At 67.6% G+C, this 19,695-nt stretch carries 16 protein-coding genes; 6 read left to right on the top strand and 10 right to left on the bottom strand.

What is annotated here, in order from left to right:
• Positions 1-42 precede the first annotated feature (42 nt).
• From J3U95_RS06890 to apbC, 4 genes are all read right to left on the bottom strand, one after another.
• On the bottom strand, positions 43-3,729 hold the full coding sequence (locus J3U95_RS06890) for an AMP-binding protein (RefSeq protein WP_208277890.1): 3,687 nt from the start codon (positions 3,727-3,729) through the stop codon (positions 43-45).
• Positions 3,722-5,095, bottom strand: a complete 1,374-nt coding sequence (locus J3U95_RS06885; protein WP_208277889.1) for an aminotransferase class I/II-fold pyridoxal phosphate-dependent enzyme — start codon at positions 5,093-5,095, stop codon at positions 3,722-3,724. Before J3U95_RS06885 ends, J3U95_RS06890 begins: the two co-directional genes overlap by 8 nt.
• Positions 5,085-7,676, bottom strand: coding sequence for a diguanylate cyclase domain-containing protein (locus J3U95_RS06880; RefSeq protein WP_208277888.1), 2,592 nt, complete (start codon positions 7,674-7,676; stop codon positions 5,085-5,087). Before J3U95_RS06880 ends, J3U95_RS06885 begins: the two co-directional genes overlap by 11 nt.
• Positions 7,677-7,908: 232 nt before the next feature.
• Positions 7,909-8,997 (bottom strand): iron-sulfur cluster carrier protein ApbC, encoded by a 1,089-nt coding sequence (apbC, locus tag J3U95_RS06875; protein WP_208277887.1) that lies wholly within the window; start codon positions 8,995-8,997, stop codon positions 7,909-7,911.
• 151 nt (positions 8,998-9,148) lie between these two features.
• Here apbC and metG point away from each other — a divergent pair, with 151 nt between their 5' ends.
• From metG to J3U95_RS06845, 6 genes are all read left to right on the top strand, one after another.
• Positions 9,149-11,290, top strand: coding sequence for a methionine--tRNA ligase (gene metG / locus J3U95_RS06870; RefSeq protein ID WP_208277886.1), 2,142 nt, complete (start codon positions 9,149-9,151; stop codon positions 11,288-11,290).
• Positions 11,291-11,453: 163 nt separating this feature from the next.
• Positions 11,454-12,770 (top strand): enoyl ACP reductase FabMG family protein, encoded by a 1,317-nt coding sequence (locus J3U95_RS06865; protein WP_208277885.1) that lies wholly within the window; start codon positions 11,454-11,456, stop codon positions 12,768-12,770.
• A gap of 76 nt (positions 12,771-12,846) precedes the next feature.
• A complete protein-coding gene (locus J3U95_RS06860) occupies positions 12,847-13,056 on the top strand; it encodes a DUF3460 family protein (protein WP_208277884.1) in 210 nt (69 codons plus the stop codon).
• A gap of 16 nt (positions 13,057-13,072) precedes the next feature.
• Positions 13,073-13,939, top strand: coding sequence for a segregation and condensation protein A (locus J3U95_RS06855; RefSeq protein WP_208277883.1), 867 nt, complete (start codon positions 13,073-13,075; stop codon positions 13,937-13,939).
• A gap of 28 nt (positions 13,940-13,967) precedes the next feature.
• Positions 13,968-14,807: a pantoate--beta-alanine ligase gene (panC, locus tag J3U95_RS06850; protein ID WP_208277882.1), complete on the top strand. Its 840-nt coding sequence runs from the start codon at positions 13,968-13,970 to the stop codon at positions 14,805-14,807.
• A gap of 103 nt (positions 14,808-14,910) precedes the next feature.
• The gene (locus J3U95_RS06845; RefSeq protein ID WP_208277881.1) at positions 14,911-15,684 is read left to right on the top strand and encodes a flagellar brake protein; all 774 of its coding nucleotides are present in this window, start codon (positions 14,911-14,913) and stop codon (positions 15,682-15,684) included.
• 15 nt (positions 15,685-15,699) lie between these two features.
• Here the strand turns inward: J3U95_RS06845 and J3U95_RS06840 are convergent, their stop codons facing one another.
• From J3U95_RS06840 to fabI, 6 genes are read right to left on the bottom strand one after another with little or no spacing between them, the layout of a single operon-like run.
• Entirely contained in the window at positions 15,700-16,242 is a 543-nt protein-coding gene (locus J3U95_RS06840) for a GNAT family N-acetyltransferase (protein WP_208277880.1), read from the bottom strand.
• A 1-nt stretch (position 16,243) separates the two neighbouring features.
• Positions 16,244-16,669, bottom strand: a complete 426-nt coding sequence (locus J3U95_RS06835; protein ID WP_208277879.1) for a F0F1 ATP synthase subunit epsilon — start codon at positions 16,667-16,669, stop codon at positions 16,244-16,246.
• Positions 16,670-16,680: 11 nt separating this feature from the next.
• Positions 16,681-17,550 (bottom strand): F0F1 ATP synthase subunit gamma, encoded by an 870-nt coding sequence (gene atpG / locus J3U95_RS06830; RefSeq protein ID WP_208277878.1) that lies wholly within the window; start codon positions 17,548-17,550, stop codon positions 16,681-16,683.
• 28 nt (positions 17,551-17,578) lie between these two features.
• Positions 17,579-18,622 carry a hypothetical protein gene (locus J3U95_RS06825; RefSeq protein WP_229519679.1) on the bottom strand — a complete coding sequence of 348 codons (1,044 nt, stop codon included), beginning with the start codon at positions 18,620-18,622 and terminating at the stop codon, positions 17,579-17,581.
• Between the two features lie 15 nt (positions 18,623-18,637).
• Positions 18,638-18,892, bottom strand: a complete 255-nt coding sequence (locus J3U95_RS06820) for an RNA-binding protein (protein ID WP_208277877.1) — start codon at positions 18,890-18,892, stop codon at positions 18,638-18,640.
• A 12-nt stretch (positions 18,893-18,904) separates the two neighbouring features.
• Positions 18,905-19,687: an enoyl-ACP reductase FabI gene (gene fabI / locus J3U95_RS06815; protein ID WP_208277876.1), complete on the bottom strand. Its 783-nt coding sequence runs from the start codon at positions 19,685-19,687 to the stop codon at positions 18,905-18,907.
• Positions 19,688-19,695 lie beyond the last annotated feature (8 nt).

Below are 19,695 nucleotides of genomic sequence, written 5' to 3'. Positions count from 1 at the left end.
AGAGCGTATTTTACCCCGTCGCCCTGCGCACGGCTGCATCGGTCAGCCGCCCGCCGCCCCTTCCTGGGCTGCACCTTCCTGCGCCCTCCCGGCTGCCCTGCGCGCATCGAGATAGGCGGCCAGCTGGGCCACCGTCTGGTATTCGTACAACAGTTCGGCATTGATCGCCATGCCGGTCTGGCGCTCGAGGGCCAAAGCCACCGGCATCGCCGACAGCGAATCCAGTCCCACCTCGGCGAAGGGCTGGTCGTCGTCCAGCGTCTCGACGCCGCCATCCAGGCCATACAACAGACAGCGCCGCACCAGCGCGCGGGTATCGCCTGGATCTGCCCCGGCCTCCCCCAATGCCTGTGGCTGCGCCGGTACCTGTGCCTGCGGCGGGGCCGGCGCCGGCACCGCCGCGGGCGTCCACTCCGGCGCCAGCAAGGGATCGCGCCTGCGGTCCTCATCGGCCGCCTCCTGCTCCGGCGTGCCGATCGCCTCGGCGTAGGCGGAGATGCGCGCCGCCAGGGTCGCGGGCGCCGCCGGCGCGCCGGGCTGCTTCAGTTGCGCCAGCAAGGCCGACCAGCGGCGCCGCGCCCAGGGTGCAGCCGGACCGTCGCCGCAGGCCGCCACCAGCAGGGTCCAGGCGCACAGTTCGCCGGCCGCATAAGCCGGACAGGCCGCGCCGGCATCCTGCAGCGCCGCGCGCGCCTGCTGCGCCACGTCAGGCGCGTCCAGCACGTCGGACGCGAACGCCAGGCAACCGCCGTCCAGCGCGCCGGCGCCCAGGTGCACGTACAGCGCTTCGGTCGGCCCCTCCAGGATGCGCATCACGCGCGCGTCGCGCATCAGGAGCGGCGCCAGGTTCGGCTCCAGGTAGCCGCGCCCGCCCAGCAGCTGCATCAGCATGTCGGCCGCCTCCCACAGCAGCTCCGAGGCCACGCATTTGCAGGCCATGCAGGCTTCCTGCGGCAGGCCCCGCGGGGCGCCGTGCGCGCCGCCTTTCCCGTCATGGGCGCCATGCGCGCCGCCCTGCTCGTCATGGGCGCCGAGCGCGCGCACCAGCGCCTCGAGCGCGCCGATCGCGCCGGTCAGGTCATCCAGGCGCGCCAGGGTCACCGGATGGTCGATCAGGCGCCCGCCCGCCACCTCGCGCCGGCTGGCATAGCGCAGCATCAGCTGGGCGCAGCGCTTCATGCCGCCCACGCACAGCGCGCCGATGCCGAGCCGGGCGAAGGCCATCGCGTCGCGCGCCACCTCCATCCCGGCGCCCGGCTGGCCCAGCACGTGGGAGTCGGGCACGAACACGTCGTCGAAGCGCAGCGCGTTCTGGACCATGGCGCGCATGCCCATGGTCAGCGCCTCGGCTTCCTGGGAGAGGCCCGGCGCGTCGTCCGGCAGCAGCAGCGCCACCGTCCCCAGCGCGACGCCGTGCTCGTCGAGCGCGCGCGCCACCACCGTGATCCAGCCGGCCCAGTTGGCCAGGCCGATCAGGTGCTTGTCGCCGTTCAGGCGCCAGCCCCCCAGGCAGCGCTGGGCGCGGGTGCGCATCGCCAGCGGATTGGCGCCCGCCGCCGGCTCGGTCAGCGCGAGCGCGGCCAGCTGGCGCCCGCCGGCCAGGTGCGGGGCCACGGCCGCGCGCAGGCGCTCGGGCGCGAAGCGCAGCACCGGCCGCAAGCCCAGGCCGTTGTGCACGCCGACCGCCGTCGCCAGGGTCAGGTCGATCGCGGCCAGCTGCTCCATCAGCCGCAGCAGGTCGCCGGTCGCAAGCGCCTTGCCGCCCAGGGCGAGCGGCGCCTGCATGCCGAGAAAGCCGTGGTTGCCCAGGTCGAGCAGGACGTGCGGCGGCATCGTGCGGCGCTCGTCCATCAGGCGCGAATCGAGCCGGCGCGGCGCCCAGCGCCGCAGCCAGTCGCGCATCTCGCCCGCCGTGCGCCGGCTCTGCTCGGCCGCGCTCGGGTCGCGCCCGTCGCTGCTGCGGCGGCGCGGATGCAGTTCGCGCGCCGCGTACACCACGTCCAGCTCCTCGCGCGCGGCCAGCGCGCGGCACAACGCGCGCTGCACCTTTCCGCTGCTGGTGCGCGGGAAGGATCCGGGCCGCACCAGCACCAGCAGTTCGACCGTGGTGCCGAAGCGGCTGGCCACCGCGCTGCGGATGCGCCCGACCAGCGCGTCGAGCTCGGCCAGGCTGGCGGCGTCGCTGCGCCCGCGGCGGGCGATGCGCACCAGGCGGCGGTCGGCTTCCAGGACGATCGCCAGCCGCTCCTGGCCACCGTCGTCGACGCCGAACACCGCACAGCGGTTCGGTTCCAGGAAGCCGGCCACCTCTTCCACCAGCATCTCGACGTCCTGCGGATAGATATTGCGGCCATTGACGATCACCAGGTCCTTCAGGCGCCCGGTGATGTACAGCTCGCCGTCGCGCACGAAGCCCAGGTCGCCGGTGCGCAGCCAGGGCCCGGCGCCGTCCGCCAGCCTGGCCTCGAAAGCGGCTTGCGCCACGAAGGGCGCGTTGCGGTAGCCGCGCGCCACCGCGGCGCCGGCCAGCCAGATCTCGCCGACCCGGCCCGGCCCCGCCGGGCGGCAGCTGTCCGGATCGACCGCCAGCAGGTCCACGCCCGGCGCCGGCGGGCCGCAGCTCACCAGCTCGCGCGCATCGGGGTCAGTGCGGTCGGCCTCGCGCACCTGGCCCGCCTCGAGCCGCGACTGGCTGAGGGCGAAGGTGCGCGGCGCCTGCCCGCGCGGACCGCCCGCCGCCAGCAGGGTGTGCTCGGCCAGGCCGTAGCAGGGAAAGATCGCGCCGGGACGCAAGCCGCACTCGGCGAAGGCCGCGAACAGGCGGCGCACGGTGGCCGCGCGCACCGGCTCGGCGCCGTTGTAGGCCACCGTCAGGCAGGACAGGTCGAGCCGGGCCTTGTCGCCGGGCGTGGCGCGGCGCGCGCACAGGTCCCAGGCGAAATCGGGCGCGCCGGCGCAGGTGGCGCGGTAGGCGTGGATCGCCTCCAGCCAGCGCTGCGGCTGGCGCAGGAAGGTCGCGGGCGCCATCAGGACCGAGCGAAAGCCCACGCTGACCGGCGTGACGATGCTGCCCACCAGGCCCATGTCGTGGAACGGCGGCAGCCAGCTCGCCATCACGCTGTCGGCGTCGAAGCCGAAGGCGGCGCGGATCATCGCGACGTTGGCCGCCAGGCTGGCATGGCCGACCTCGACCCCGCGCGGCGCCATGGTGGAACCGGAGGTGTACTGGATGAAGGCCAGCGCGTCGGGCGCAAGCGTTGGCAACGGCACTGGCAGCTGCGCCGACGCCCCTGGCAGCCCATCGGTGCACAGCAGGCGTGTACGCCCGCCATCCATCACGAAGGCCAGGCCGGGTGCGGCCTCGCGCAAGGACAGCGCCAGCGCCGGATCGGCGTCGACCAGCAGCGCGCGCAGGCGCCGCTCGCCTTCGCTCCGGCGCGGCAGCGGGGCCGGCACCGCCACCAGGCCGGCGCGCAAACAGGCGAAGAAGGCGGTCACGAAGGCCAGGCCGGGCGGATACAGGAGCAACGCCCGCTCGCCCGGCGCGGCCTCGCGCGCGAGTTGGCCGGCCAGCGCATCGACTCGCGCGGCCAGCTCGCCGTTGCGGAGGGATTCCTCGCGCCCGTCCTCGCGCAGGAAGGTGAAGGCGATGCGCTCGGGCGCGGTGCGCGCGTGGCGCTCCAGCTGGCGCAGGACGAAAGCCGCCTGCAGCGGCTCGCTCTCAGCCACGATAGCGCTCCTGGTAGGCCTGGCGCGGCGACTTGCCGGCAAAGGCGCCGGCGCCGGCGCGACCGCAGGCATTGGCGACCAGGCTGGCCCCGCGCCGCAGCTGGGCCGGCGTGTGCTGGGCCATCAGCTGCAGCCGCAGCCGCGCCGCGCCGAGCGGCACGCCGGGAAACTCGACCGGATTGACGAACACCGAATCGCGCGCCAGCAGCATGCCGGCGACGCGCGCCGCCGACTCGAGGCCGGTCCACACCGGCACGATCGGCGACGGGCCGCCCAGGCAATGCAGGCCCGCACACGCCAGCAGCGCGCGCAGCTCGACCGCGTTGCGCAGCAGGTCGGCGCGCAGCCCGTCGCCCTCGCCCGATGTGGCGATGCGCAGGCATTCCAATGCCACCGCCGCCTGCATCGGCGACAGCGCGTTCGAGAACATGTGCGGCCCGGCGTACAGCTGCAGCTGGCGCCGCGCCGATTGCTGGGCGCAGGCCACGAAGCCGCCGTTGGTGGCGAAGGTCTTGGAAAAGCTGCCCATCACGATGTCGATCCGTCCCTGCATGCGCTGGCTGGCCACCACCCCGCCGCCGCCCGGCCCCAGCGCGCCCAGGTCGTGCGCCACGTCGACCAGCAGGGTCGCGCCGTATTCGCGGCACAGGTGCTGCAGCAGCGGCAGGTCGGGGCTGTCCGCGTCCATGCTGAACAGGCCCTCGGTCACCACCAGGATGCCGTTGGCCGCGTCCATCGCACGGATCCGCGCCAGCAGCTCGCGCACGTGGTCGCAGTCGAGGTGGCGGTGCACCAGCACGTTGCGGGTGGCGCAGGCCGCGCCCTGGCGCAGCGAGGCGTGGGCCAGGGCATCGATCACCACGTGGTCGGACGAGTGCACCAGGGCCGTGATCGCGCCGAAGGCCGCCGCCCAGCCGGTCGGGAACAGCACCAGCTGGTCCAGGCCCAGCAGCTCGCCGAGCGCGCTTTCCAGCGCCTGCGAATGGCGGGTATTGCCCAGCAAGACGGCCGAACCGGCGCTGTGCGGGCCGGCGTCGTGCAGCGCCCTCTGCGCCGCCTCGTGCACCGCCGGATGGGCGGCCAGCGACAGGTAATCCTGGGACGCGAAGTTGATGCCGCGCGCGGGCGGCGCGCCATCGTCGGCCACGCTCGCCAGCGGGCCGGGCGCACCGACCAGCACCCTGCCGTAGGGCCAGACGCCGTGGCGGGCACGGAGCAGCACCCAGGCGTCGAGCGCGCCGCCGCGGCGCAGCAGGTCGGGCCCGCGCGGCTGGGCATACTGGGCGACGTTGCCGTCCAGGGCCCCGGATGCGCCCAGGGCCGCCGGGTCGCGCACGGGGTCGAAGGGAATCGATTCATTCTGCACGGCGTCCTCCAGTTACGGATTCAAGAATACGGGTTGGCGCGAGCATGGCATCGGCGCACTCGCGCCCCTGGCGCGCCAGCAGCGCCGCCACCAGTTCGGGCGCCAGGGGGCGGTCGAACAGATAGCCCTGGGCGGCATCGACGCCCATCGCGCACAGGTCGCCCAGCTGCTCCGGCGTCTCGACCGACTCGGCGATCACGGGAAGGCCAAGGCGGTGCGCCATGGCCACGATGCTGTCGGCGACGGCGTAGGCGCGTGCGCGGCCGCTGGCGGCGCCCAGGCGGCGCACGAACAGGCCATCCATCTTGAGGATGTCCACCGGCAGCTCGCACAGGTAGTTCAGGCTCGAATAGCCGGTGCCGAAATCGTCGATCGAGACCAGCACGCCGGCTTGCCGCAACTGGCTCACCACGGCGCAATTGGCGGCCAAATCCTCGATCAGGATGCCTTCGGTGATCTCGAGGTCGAGACAGGCGGGCGGCATCCCGGTCTCGGCCAGGATGGCCAGCATGCGCCCGGCGAGGCCCGGCTCGCGCAGCTGGCGCGCCGACAGGTTGACCGCGGTTTTCATCTCCGGCAGGCCGGCGGCGCGCCAGGCGCGGTTCTGCAGGCAGGCGCAGCGCAGCACCCACTCGCCGATCGGGACGATCATCCCCGTCTCCTCGGCCAGGGGAATGAAACGGCCCGGGTCGATCCGGCCGTAGACCGGATGCTGCCAGCGCAGCAGCGCCTCGACCCCGATCACGCGCCGCTCGCGCAGCTCGACCTGCGGCTGGTATTCGATGAACAGCTGGCCCTGGGCCAGGGCGTCGCGCAAGCCGTTCTTCAGCGCCAGGCGCTCGCTCTGCGGCGGCGGCAGCGCGCCGGCGGCGTCGGCATTGGCGCCGCCCGCATAGAAGCGCACGATGTTCTGGCCCCAGCCCTTGGCGCTGCGCCTCGCGATGTCGGCGCGCTTGAGCAGCGCGTCGACGTCGCAGTCCGGCGCCGGATAGAGCGCGATCCCGACCGCCAGCGTCACGTAGCAATCGCGTCCGGCAACCGACAACGGCGCCGTGAAGCGGTCGAGGATCTTGTCGGCCACCAGCTGAGCATCGGCCTGGCTGCCCAGGTCTTCCAGCAAAGCCACGAATTCGTCGCCGCCCCAGCGCGCCACCGTGTCGCAGTCGCGCAGGCAGCGCCGGATCGCGCCGCCGGCCTGGTGCAGCAGGACATCGCCGGCCTCGTAGCCGAGGGCGTCGTTGACTTCCTTGAAACGGTTGATGTTCAGCAGGAGCAGCGCTACCAGGCGGCCGTTGCGGCGCGCCCGGTCCATCGCATGGCGCAGCCGGTCGCGCAGCAGGCGCCGGTTCAAGAGGCCCGTCAGCTGGTCGCGCTGGAAGCCGTCGGCGCCGTCCACCGGCGCACGCGCGTCCGTCACCGGCGCGGCCAGGGCCTTGGCGACTTCGGCCGGACCATCCTCGCCGTGGCACAGCACACGGTTGCGCCCGCCCGACTTGGCCAGGTACAGGGCCTGGTCGGCGCGCACGATGGTTTGCGGCACCTTCTCGCCCAGCCGGTACTCGGCCACGCCGGCCGACACCGTCAAGGTGATCGTGCGTTCGCCGTCCGTGCAGCGCAGGCCCTCGACCGCGCCGCGTACCCGCTCGGCCAGCGCGATCGCGCTCGCCGCCGGCGTCTCCGGCAGCATCAGGAGGAACTCTTCGCCGCCATAGCGCCCGAAGGCGTCGAGCGCGCGCAGCTGGTCCTGCACCGTGCGGGCGAAGGCGCGCAGCACGGTGTCGCCGGCCGCATGGCCATAGGTGTCGTTGATACGCTTGAAGAAATCGATGTCGAACAGGCACAGGCAGAACTCGCTGCCATTGCGGTCGGCGCGCTCCTTTTCCTTTTCCACCAGGTCGAGCAGGAAGCGGCGGTTGTGGATGCCGGTCAGCTCGTCGCGGATCGCCAGTTCGTTGATCGTGGCCAGCGCCTGGCGCAGGCGCGAAAAGCCGTCGTTCTTGGTCAGTTCGAACAGCAGCACGAACACCAGCACCACGACGTACAGGCCGAGGTCGCACACCAGGTGCAGCAGCGGCATGTCGGTCCGCGGCGCCAGCGGCTGGGCCAGGCCATTCGCCTCCAGCAGGTAGATCAGGGTGGCGCTGGCGCAGCTCATGGTCAGCCAGAAGCCCGCGCAGCGCTTCCCGCCCAGGAACATGGCCACCACCGGCCCCGTGATCAGCCAGCTGACGGTGGGCGAGACGATGCCGCCCAGGTGCCAGCTGAGCCAGCTGAAGTTGAAGAACAGCGCGCACAGGAACACTTCGCGCGCCGCCACCACGCTGCCGGTCAGGCGCAGCACCGGCGGCGCCGACAGCATCACCGCGCAGCACAGCAGGATCTCGACCGCGGCCGTCTCCAGGCCCAGCGTCCAATAGGCGAGCGCGTACAGCGGCCCGGCGGTGCCCGCCATCACCGCCGCATTCACCACATTGGCGGCGCGCGCCGCCTGGGCCGCATCCTGCTGCAGCGCGGCGGGGATGAAGCGCTGCGCGAGGCCCAGGTAGCGCCCGCTCCACCGCTGTGTGCTGTCGTCTTTCATGTGATTCCCGATACCCGTTCTGCACACTTGTGCGGTGCTCGCTCAAGGTCAGAGTGTAGGTAGGGAATTTCCTAACGACTTTATTTTCAAACAGATAGTTAGCAGGAAAAAGCTGACCGCCCGGCACGGTTTCGGGATGCGAAATGAACGACGCGCGCCAACAACAAGTGCTGGCGCGCGTCGGTATGATGCGCAGTGCTAACGGATCGCGGGGCGTGGCCCCGCTGCCCGATCAGTCGTTCTTGACGACGATGCTAGGGAACTTGCTGCTCATGTCCTTCGCCTTCTCGGCGATCTTGATCGCAACTTTACGGGCGATCTGCTTGTAGACGGCAGCGACCTGGCCGTCCGGGTCGGCGACCACGGTCGGACGGCCGGCGTCGGCCTGTTCGCGGATCGCCATGGTCAGCGGCAGCGCGCCAAGGAAATCGATGCCGAAGTCGGCGCACATCTTCTCGCCGCCGCCATGGCCGAAGATCGCTTCGGTATGGCCGCAGTTGGAGCAGGTGTGGGTGCTCATGTTCTCGACCACGCCCAGGATCGGGATGCCGACCTTCTCGAACATCTTGAGGCCCTTGCGCGCGTCGAGCAGGGCGATGTCTTGCGGGGTGGTGACGATCACGGCGCCTGTGACCGGCACTTTCTGCGACAGGGTCAGCTGGATGTCGCCGGTGCCCGGCGGCATGTCGACGATCAGGTAATCCAGGTCGCGCCAGTTGGTCTGCTCGAGCAACTGCTGCAGCGCGCCGCTGGCCATCGGGCCGCGCCACACCATCGGTTCGTCCGGATCGATCATGAAGCCGACCGACGACACCTGGATGCCGTGGTTTTCCAGCGGCTCCATGCTCTTGTTGTCATGGCTGACCGGACGGCCGGACACGCCCAGCATCATCGGCTGCGACGGGCCGTAGATGTCGGCGTCCAGCATGCCGACGCTGGCGCCCTCGGCGGCCAGGGCCAGGGCCAGGTTGACGGCCGTGGTCGATTTGCCAACACCGCCCTTGCCCGAGGCGACGGCGATGATGTTCTTGACGTTCGGCATGACCTTCATGCCGCGCTGCACGGTGTGCGACACGATCTTGCTGTAGGCGCGGATGGCGACGCCTTCGACGCCGGGCAGTTCCAGCACGGCGGCGGCGGCCATGCCGCGCAGCATTTCGACCTGGCTGGCGGCCGGGTAGCCCAGCTCCAGCTCGAAGGTCACTTGCGCGCCGTCAATCTTGATGTTCTTGACCGACTTGGTCGTGACAAAATCTTTTTGGGTGTTAGGATCGATGACTTCCGACAAAGCGGTCTTGACGTCGTTCTCAGTGATGCTCATGGTGCTCTCCGGATGATATTGGGGCGAAGTGTAGCGCAAAACGGCCTGCAAGCTGGCCCGAAGGGCCGAAAGTTGGCCAATACCCCCTGAGCGCGCAGGGCCATCCACTGGTAAAATGCTTCTTTTCATATAACCCGAGCGTTTCGACACCATGACCCGCAAGCTGTTCGTCACCACCGCACTGCCCTACGCCAATGCTGCCTTCCATATCGGCCACATGATGGAATACATCCAGGCCGACATCTGGGTCCGCTTCCAGCGAATGCAGCGCGACAATGGTATGCAGCGCGAGGTGCATTTCGTCTGCGCCGACGATACCCACGGCACGCCGATCATGATCGCGGCCGAGAAGGAAGGCATCACGCCGCAGGAATTCGTGGCCAAGATCGCCGCCGGCCGCCCGCAATACCTGGACGGCTTCCATATCGCCTTCGACAACTGGTATTCGACCGATTCGCCGGAAAACGTCGAATTGTCGCAGGGCATCTACCGCAAGCTGGTTGACGCCGGCCTGATCGTCACCAAGACCGTCGACCGCTTCTACGATACCGCCAAGGGCATGTTCCTGGCCGACCGCAACATCAAGGGCGAATGCCCGGTTTGCCACGCCAAGGACCAGTACGGCGACAACTGCGAGGTGTGCGGCGCCGCCTACCAGCCGACCGAGCTGATCAACCCGTTCTCGGTATTCACCGGCTCGACCCCGGTCCTGAAGCCGTCCGAGCAGTATTTCTTCAAGCTGTCCGACCCGCGCTGCTTCCAGTTCCTGAAGGAATGGCTGAACACGCCCGGCCGCCTGCAGCCCGAGATGGTCAACAAGGTCTCGGAATGGCTGGGCGAAGAAGGCGAAAAGCTGGCCGACTGGGACATCTCGCGCGACGCGCCCTACTTCGGCATCCCGATTCCGGATGCGCCGGGCAAATTCTTCTACGTGTGGCTGGACGCGCCGGTCGGCTACCTGGCCAGCCTGAAAAATTACTTCGCCAAGCAGGGCCAGGACTTCGACGCCTTCCTGAACGATCCCGACGCCGAGCAGCTGCACTTCATCGGCAAGGACATCGTTTCGTTCCACCTGCTGTTCTGGCCGGCCATGCTGAATTTCTCGGGCCACCCGATCATCGACAAGCTGAAGGTCGCGGTGCACGGCCACCTGACCGTCAACAACGAAAAGATGTCCAAGTCGCGCGGCACCGGCATTTCGCCGCTGCGCTACCTGGAACTGGGCATGAACCCGGAATGGCTGCGCTACTACCTGGCCTTCAAGCTCAATGCCAAGGTGGAAGATCTGGACTTCAATGGCGACGACTTCGTGGCCCGCGTGAATAGCGACCTGATCGGCAAATACGTCAATATCGCCAGCCGCTGCGCCGGCTTCATCGCCAAGCGCTTCGACGGCAAGCTGGCCGACAGCCTGTCGCAGACCGCCCGCGACACCATCTGCAAGGCCTTGATGGCGGATGGCGCCGAGCGCCAGACCAGCATCGCCGCCGGCTTCGAGGCGCGCGAATACGGCCGCGCCCTGCGCGAAATCATGGAAATCGCCGACGTCATCAACCAGTACGTCGACGAATACAAGCCATGGCTGCTGGCCAAGGACGAGAGCAAGACCGCGGATCTGCACGATGTGTGCACCACGGCGCTCATCCTGTTCCGCCAGCTGACCGTCATGCTGGCGCCGGTGCTGCCGAACGTGGCTGCGCGCGTGGCCGAATTCCTGGGCGATGCCGAACTGAGCTGGGCCGACACCCATGGCGCCGCCGTCTATGAAACCATGCTCGGCCGCACCATCGGCACCTATGCCCACCTGATGCAGCGCGTCGATGCGAAGATGGTCGAGAACCTGTTCGACAAGCCGGCCGTGGCCGCAGTTCCTGCCCCGGCAGCGAAGACTGAGGCGGCGCAAGCCCCGGCCGCGGAAGCCGCCAGCGACAGCGACATCGAAGCCCTGGCCCCGGAAATCTCGATCGACGACTTCACCAAGATCGACCTGCGCGTGGCGAAGATCGTCAACTGCGAACACGTCGAAGGCTCGAGCAAGCTGCTGCGCCTGACCCTGGACGTGGGCGAAGGCCGTCACCGCAATGTATTCTCGGGCATCAAGTCGGCCTACCAGCCGGAAGACCTGATCGGCAAGCTGACCGTGCTGGTCGCCAACCTCGCGCCGCGCAAGATGAAGTTCGGCGTTTCCGAAGGCATGGTACTGTGCGCCTCGGCAGCCGACGAGAAAACGAACCCGGGACTGTATCTGCTGGACCCGATGCCGGGCGCGACGCCAGGCATGCGTATCCGCTAAATCCGCAAGGCACGAGGCCCTTTCGACGCCGGCAACGCCGGTCGTAGAGGGGCCTCATGCAAGCCTCGGGAAGCATTCCCGAGGGTGTGGCGTGTGTGTACAATGCCATGTTTTAAATATGACAAAACGCCGCCACAAACTCTTTTGATAGGTAGCTAATAATATGACCGAATTGAATCCTCTCCGCCATATCCCAGAAGCCAATGTGTTCCGTAAGGGCGACGTCTTCGTCCTGTTCGGCGAACTGTTCGGCCGCGGCTATGTCAACGGCCTGATCGACCAGGCGCGCGCCGCCGGCATGACCATCGTCGGCGTCACCGTGGGCCGCCGCGACGACAGCGGCGCGCTGCGCAAGCTGAACGACGAAGAACTGGCCGAGGCGGAAGAGAAGCTGGGCGGCCGCATCATCAACGTGCCGCTGATGGCCGGCTTCGACATGGACGCTCCGGAAGGCGAACAGAACCCGACCGAAATGCTGTCCGGTATCACCCTGAAGAACTGGCAGGAAGAAAAGCTGGACTGGGAACGCATCGAGCGCTGCCGCGCGGCAGGCGTCGCCCGCTTCACCGGTTCGGCCGCCACCGTGATGGCCGAGATCGACAAGCTGGTGCCGCAAGGCGCCAACGTCTTCTTCGCCCACACTATGGCCGGCGGCATCCCGAAGATCAAGGCCTTCCTGGCCATTGCCAACCGCATCTACAAAGGCCGCGGCGAGCGCTTCATGTCCTCGCGCGCCCTGCTCGACAGCGACCTGGGCAAATTGATCCTGATGAACTTCGACGAAGTCTCGGCCAACACGCTCAAGTACCTGATCGACGCGTCGAGCGCGATCCGCGAGCGTGTGACGCAAGCCGGCGGCGAAGTGCGCTACACCGCCTACGGCTACCACGGCACCGAGATCCTGATCGGCGACGAGTACCAGTGGCAGACCTACACCAACTACACCCAGGGCTACGCCAAGATGCGCCTGGAGTCGATCGCCGAAGCGGCCTGGAAGAATGGCACCTTCGCGACCGTGTTCAACTGCCCGGAAATCCGCACCAACTCGTCCGACATCTTCGTCGGCGTCGAGCTGTCGCTGTTCCCGCTGCTGCGCGCGCTGAAGAAAGAAGGCGGTGGCGCCTGGGCCGACGAGCAGTGGCGCATCTGCGAAGAGCTGCTGGGCGAAGGCACTTCGCTGCAACAGTTGCTCGACACCATCGAGGGGTACAATAACGATGCGACCAGCGCCACCTTCCGCAATTTCGAAGCCTGGCCGATGGACAACACCCCGGAACTGGCCGAGGTCATGATAGGCACCTCGGAAGCCATCACCGCCCTGCACAAGGACAAGAAGGCGCTGATCACCGATCACCTGTCGAGCCTGGTGCTGGAAGGCGCCGGCCCGTTGATGTTCCATGGCGCGTCGGAAAAAATCGCGCCGGTACTGTGGCTCAACCACGACATCATCGCCCGCCAGTTGAACGAGTTGCACAAGTAAGACTTGACGCCGGCGGCGCGTGGCAGAAGAATCTGCCCGTCGCCGGCACTCAGCCGTCATTTATCTCAAGCGAATCATGATCTTCTCGAAAAAACACGTGATGTACGAATCCGAGCACACCAAGTTCATCTCGGAGCTCAAGAAGCAGAACCCGCACCTGGACGAAGGCCAGGTCGCCGGCCGCGCCCTGCTGTGGGACAAGGAGCCGGTCTCGCTCGACGAGCAGGCCCGCATCCAGGAATCGCGCCTGCGCCAGCAGGCCTACCCGTACCAGACCAAGGTCTGAGGACGGAGGCGCGCGCATGATGCCCCAGGGGGCGGCCGAGGGAGAAGATATTCCTCTGGAAGCCGCCGTGGACGACCAGCATGCCGCGCCATCCGCGTCGGAAGACGCCGCGATCGCGCGCCTGTATGGCGAACCGCTGACGCGCCTGCCGAACGACCTGTACATCCCGCCCGACGCGCTCGAGATCTTCCTCGACGCCTTCGAAGGTCCGCTCGACCTGCTGCTGTACCTGATCCGCAAGCAGAACTTCAACATCCTCGACATCCCGATGGCGCAGGTGACCCTGCAATACCTGGAATATGTCGAGCAGATCCGCAAGAGCAACCTCGAGTTGGCGGCGGAATACCTGTTGATGGCTGCGATGCTGATCGAGATCAAATCCCGCATGTTGCTGCCCAAGCGCCAGGACGACCTGGTCGAGGACGCCGGCGACCCGCGCGCCGAGCTGGTGCGCCGACTGCTGGACTACGAACAGATCAAATCCGCTGCGGTAGCGCTGGGCAATGTGCCACAGGAAGGCCGGGACTTCGTGCGCCCGCAGCTATTCGTGGAACAGGGCCTGAACACCGCCCTGCCCGACGTCGATCCCTGGGACTTGCAGCGCGCCTGGCTCGACGTGCTGCGCCGCGCCAAGCTGACCCAGCACCACCGGATCGGACGCCAGGAACTGTCGGTGCGCGAGCATATGTCGGCCATCCTGCGCACCCTGCAATCGCAGCGCTTCGTCGAGTTCGGAGACCTGTTCGCCGGGCAGCACACGGTGCCGATCGTGGTAGTACACTTTGTCGCCATGCTCGAACTGGCGAAAGAAACACTGATCGAAATTACTCAGGCCGAACCTTTTGCGCCGATCTACGTGCGCCTCGCCTATTCGCCGGCTTGATGCCGTTTTATTCTCCCTTTGTTCACCCATGAAAATCATTTCTTCCATTGACGAATTGCGCGATCAGTTGCGCGGCCAGCTGCGCACTGCTTTCGTGCCGACAATGGGCAATCTGCATGAAGGCCACCTGTCGCTGATGCGCCTGGCGCGCCGCCACGGCGACCCGGTGGTCGCCTCGATCTTCGTCAACCGCCTGCAGTTCGGCCCCAACGAGGATTTCGACAAATACCCGCGCACCTTCCAGGAAGACGTGGCCAAGCTGGAAAAGGAAGGCGTCTACGTGCTGTTCGCGCCGACCGAGAAGGATTTGTATCCCGAGCCGCAGGAATACCGCGTACGTCCGCCAGATGGCCTGGGCAATACGCTGGAAGGCGAATTCCGCCCCGGCTTCTTCGAGGGCGTGTGCACCGTCGTGACCAAGCTGTTCTCGTGCGTGCAGCCGCGCGTCGCCGTGTTCGGCAAGAAGGATTACCAGCAACTGATGATCGTGCGGAATATGGCGCGCCAGTTCGCCCTGCCGACCGAGATCATCGGCGCCGAGACCTTCCGCGCCGACGACGGCCTGGCCCTGTCCTCGCGCAATGGCTACCTCTCAAGCGACGAGCGTGCCGAGGCGCCGGTGCTGTACCGGGAGCTGAACGCGGTGGCCGACACCGTCCGCAGCGGCGAGCGCGACATCAAAGCCGTCGAAGCGCGCGCGATGGCTTCCCTGGCCGGACGCGGTTGGAAACCGGACTACGTTTCCGTGCGCAAGCGCATCGACCTGCAGGCGCCGCATGGCGCAGATCTCGAACGTGGTGAGCCACTGGTGGTACTGGCGGCCGCCAAACTGGGCGCGACCCGCCTGATCGATAACCTGGAAGTTTGATTCGTGCTAATGCTGCACGATTGATTTCCGGTTTGCAACAAGATTGCAAAGAGGGTTATACTTCCGTGCAGCAGCATTTTACAATCACGTCCAGGACCCCGCCGTGAACGTCTCCGATGCCGTCGCCATTGCCCGCAAGGGCCCGCCCAAGCCATCAGACCAACTGAGCCGCATTCCCGGCAATGCCGCGCCACACCAGATGTCGGATCCGTTCGACATCGGCGAAGCCCTGACCGCCCTGGCGCTCAGCGGCGATCCGGTCACCGTCTATTCCGGCATCCAGGAACCGATCCTGGTGCGGATCGAGTCGGTCGACCCGGAATCGCCACATTTCGTGCTGGATTTTACTGGCAGCGACATGCCGGTCACTCACCACGCCACCTTCGTCAGCGCGATCGGCGGCAATGCCAAGCTGCAGTTCGAGCTGGAAAGCGACTGGAAGAGCCTGCCCGGCCAGCCGCATCTGGTGCCGGCGGACTTCCCGGAACACTGCCTGGTGCTGAACCGGCGCTCGGCGCGCCGGGTGGAAACGCCGGTCGGCGCCAACTATACGGCCAGCTTTGGCCTGTCGGGCCGCCAGTATGAATTACCTCTCTACGATTTTTCCCAGGGCGGCGTCGGTATGCGCGCCACGCCCGAGCAGTGTTTCGGGCTTCACGTCGGCAAGAAACTGATCGGCGTACGGCTGGAACTGGGGCCGGCGCTGGTCATCACGGCCGACCTCGAAGTGCGCCTGATGCGACCCTTCCGCACCTTCCTGCTCGGCGAGCAGGTGCAGATCGGCTGCAGCTTCGTCAATATTTCGATGCAGTTCCAGCAAACGCTGGAGCGCTTCCTGACCAACGGGCGCACCGAGCGCCGCGCCGCCGCGGCGTGACCGGCGCCACCGGCCTCAGGCCAGGTCGAGGCTGACCACCCTCAAGGTGGCGTCGTCCTCGCACTGCCGATCGACGAAGCCGAGCCGCCTGGCCAGCCGCCGCATCGGGGCGTTCGCGGCAAGCACATAACCTTCGATGCAGCGAAAGCCGCGCGCCCTGGCGTGCGCGATCAGCATCTCCAACAGACGCCGCGCCAGGCCGAGTCCGTGCCAGTCGTCGGCGACGGTGACGGCGAACTCGCAGGTGTCAACGCCAGGCGAACCCACATAGCGAGCGCCGGCGACGATGTCCTGCTCCGGGCCGCCCTCCCCGCTGACGGCGTCCAGCGCCAGGTCATGCTCCGGGTTGGGGCGCGTGGCCGCCGCCAGCATGGCGGGCGACGGTTCGCGCACCGGCATCATGAAGCGCGCGTAACGCGAATCCGCCGACAGCCGGTGGAAGGCGTCGCGCAGCTCGTCTTCGTCCTGGGCCCGGATCTCGCGCAGCAGCACCGTGCGGCCGTCGCGCAGCCGGGCCCGGGCCGGCAGCCCCGATCTGTCGGCTGGGTCGTCTTTCATTTCAGCGCCGTTTCTTTTGCCGCGACAAGGCCTGGATCTGCGCGATGGCGATCGCCAGTTCCGACTGCGCCTTGGCGTAATCGATCTTCGTGTCCCGGTTGCGCAGCGCTTCCTCGGCCTGCTTGCGCGCCTCATTCGCGGCCGCTTCGTCCAGGTCGCGCCCGCGGATGGCCGTGTCCGCCAGCACCGTCACTTCGTCCGGCTGGACTTCCAGGATGCCGCCAGCGACGAACACGAGCTCTTCGTCCTCCTGCCCCGGCACCTTGATGCGCACGGCGCCCGGCCGGATCCGCGTCATCAGGGGCGTATGCGTGGGATAGATGCCGAGTTCGCCGCTCTCGCCGGGCAGTGCGACGAATTCCGCGTCGCCTTCGAACACCCCTTCCTCGGCCGAGACGACGCTGACGCGGATCGTGGGAGTTGCCATGATGTCCTCGCTCAGACCGCCGCCGCGCCGGAGACGATCTCGGAAAGTTCCTTCGTGATCGCCGCCTGGCGGGTCTTGTTGTAGACCAGCTTGAGGTCGTCGATGATGCTGGCCGCGTTGTCGCTGGCCGCCTTCATCGCCATCCTGCGCGCCGAATTCTCGGACGCGAAACTTTCGGCGACCGCCTGGTAGATCAGCGCCTCGACATAGCGCACCAGCAGTTCGTCGATCACCTGGGCCGGGTCCGGCTCGTACAGGTAGTACCAGGCATGGGTGCCCCGCTCGGCCCGCACGTTCTCCGGCACCAGCGGCACCAGCTGCTCGATGACGGCTTGCTGGCTCATCGAATTGATGAATTTCGTATAGCACAGGTGGATGGCGTCGATCTGCGCATTCTGGTAGGCGTCGAGCAGGACCTTGGCCGGGCCCAGCAGCCGTTCGAGGTGCGGCGTGTCGCCCAGCTGCACGGCGTGGGCGACCACCCTGGCGCCGATGCGGGTCATGAACGACAGGCCGCGGCTCCCGATGACAACCAGGTCGCTGCCGATGCCCCGCTCCTGGTGTTCATGCATGGCGTGCGTCACGGCGCGCAGGATATTGGTGTTCATGGCGCCGCACAAGCCCTTGTCGGTCGTGACCACGATGAAGCCGACCCGCTTGGCCTCGCTGTGCGGGATGAGGAAGGGATGGCTGTATTCGGGACTGGCTTCGGCCAAATGTCCCGTGATGTTGCGGATCTTGCGCACATAGGGACGCGCGGTGCGCATCCGCTCCTGCGCCTTGCGCATCTTGGAGGTGGCGACCATCTCCATCGCCTTGGTGATCTTTCTCGTGCTTTCCACGCTCTTGATCTTGTCGCGTATTTCCTTGCCTCCAGCCATGATGTACTCCCTATAAATTGGCCCAGCATCAGGACCAGAGGCCCGACGACAGCAACTGCTCGGCTTCCTCGAACACGCTTTTTTCCGGCAGCAGGCTGGTCCGTGCAAAGCGCACCAGCGAGAATGCGCGCACCCGCGGCGGCAGGGTCGGCAGGCGGGCGATCCGGAACTCGAGCTCGCTCATTGGCGTGCCCGCCGGCGTACCCGGCTCGACCACGACATTCATCCGGTCCAGGCTCAAGCGCCTGGTCGACACCGACAGATGCCGGTCGGGCTGGGCGAACACTGCGCGCACGTGCTCGAGTTCGCGCTCCAGCGCGTCTTCGCGCAGCCCCAGGCCGGCCAGCTCGCACGCGTTTTCCTCGAGCTGGGCTTGCAGCCGCGCCAGCTCATCAGGGTCGCTCGCGACATCGCCGCCGATCACCGAGCGGATGCCCTGGCCCTGGCGTTCGAGCAATTGCAGCCGCGTCTTGAGTAGCGCACGCTCGCGCTCGAGCGCAGCTCGGCGCGACTTGTCGGCGGCGCCGCGCGCCAGTCCCGCCAGCGCGAGCTCGTCCAGCAGGCGCCGCACGATCTCCTCCCTCAGATCGGCATCGCTGCGCCCGCACATCCTCACCTGGTGATCGCTGAAACTCAGCGTCGTCTGCGGCACGTCGCGGCGCATCGTGTCACCTTCCATCCTGGCGCCCAGGACGTGGCGTTCGGTCAGTTCCATCCCCAGCACCGCATACGCTTCCGGCGCGTCGCCGTTGGCGGCGAAAAAGGCCCGCAGCTCGGCCGAGCGGCTGATCCGCAACGCGACGTCGTCGGGCCCGCCGAACCAGGCGTGGATGTAGGGATCGCCATCCCAGGCGGCGGCGCTGGCCTCGCGCGCTGCCGGGACGGCGTCGACCAGCGCGCGCACATGGGCGAACGAGGTCGCCACCGCGGGCGCGAGCCGTTTCTGGCCATGGCGCGCCAGGCGCAGCTGCGGGTGCAGCGCCAGCAGGCGCTCGATCGCCGCGTCGACGCCTTCCCTGTCGTGCGCCGCGGCCTGCGTCTCCCTATGCCTTATCCTGTCGAGCAAGCCCATCGCCAGTCCTCTGCGCTAGCTATAGCGTTCGTTGACGATATGCACATGAATCTTCCGATTCTTCCAAAACATGTCCTGGACGCGCGGCAGCAGCGTGCGCAGCGCTTCCGGCGGCGCATCCCTGAACGTCAGCAGCACCGCCGGCCGCGAACCGTTGCCGGCGAGGTGTTCGATCTCGTCGAATGGCGGAAATCCATACTTGACCAGGAAAGCCTTGATGTCCTCGTCACTGGTCCCCGCCTCCACGTTTCCCATCACTAAATCAGCCATGGCAGACCTCCTTCAGGCCATGATGTGCACGCCGCCATCGACATACATGGTTTCGCCGGACAGCCGCCTGGCATACGGCGTGGCCAGGAAGGCGCAGGCGAAACCGACGTCCATGATGTCGACCAGCTCCCCGAGCGGCGCGCGCTCGGCCGCCTGCGCGAGCAGCAGGTCGAAGTCCTTCAGTCCCGAGCCAGCGCGCGTCTTGAGCGGCCCCGGCGACATGGCGTGCACCCGGATATGCCTGGGCCCGAGCTCGTAGGCGAGATAGCGCGCGCACGCTTCCAGCGCCGCCTTGACCGGTCCCATCAGGTTATAGTTGGCGACCACCTTGTTGGCGCCGTAGTAGCTCATCGTGAACATGCTGCCGCCGTCCTTCATCAGGCGGGCCGCCTGGCGCGCCATGCGCACGAAGGAGTGGCAGGAGATGTCCATCGCCTGGCCGAAACCCTCGGCGCTGCTGTCGAGTAGTCCGCTCTGCAAGTCTTCCTTCGGCGCCCAGGCGATCGAGTGCACGAACAGGTCCAGTCGCCCCCATTGCCGTTCGATCTCGCCGAACACGGCATCGATATCTTCCCGCCTGGTGACGTCGAGCGGCATGAAGACCGGCGCGCCCAGTTCGCGCGCCAGCGGCTCGACATAGGTCCTGGTCTTCTCGCCCGTATAGGTGATGGCGAGCTCGGCGCCGAGTTCGCGGAACGCCTTCGCGCATCCGTAGGCGATCGAATGCTCGTTGGCGATCCCCGAGACCAGGGCCTTCTTGCCCTCCAATATCGGGCGGTGGCGTTCATTCGTCATGACGAAAC

Source organism: Massilia oculi (assembly GCF_017582745.1).
Lineage (GTDB): Bacteria > Pseudomonadota > Gammaproteobacteria > Burkholderiales > Burkholderiaceae_D > Telluria > Telluria oculi_A.
The sequence above is the reverse complement of the archived record's forward strand: the minus strand, read 5'-3'. Positions and strand labels throughout refer to the sequence as shown.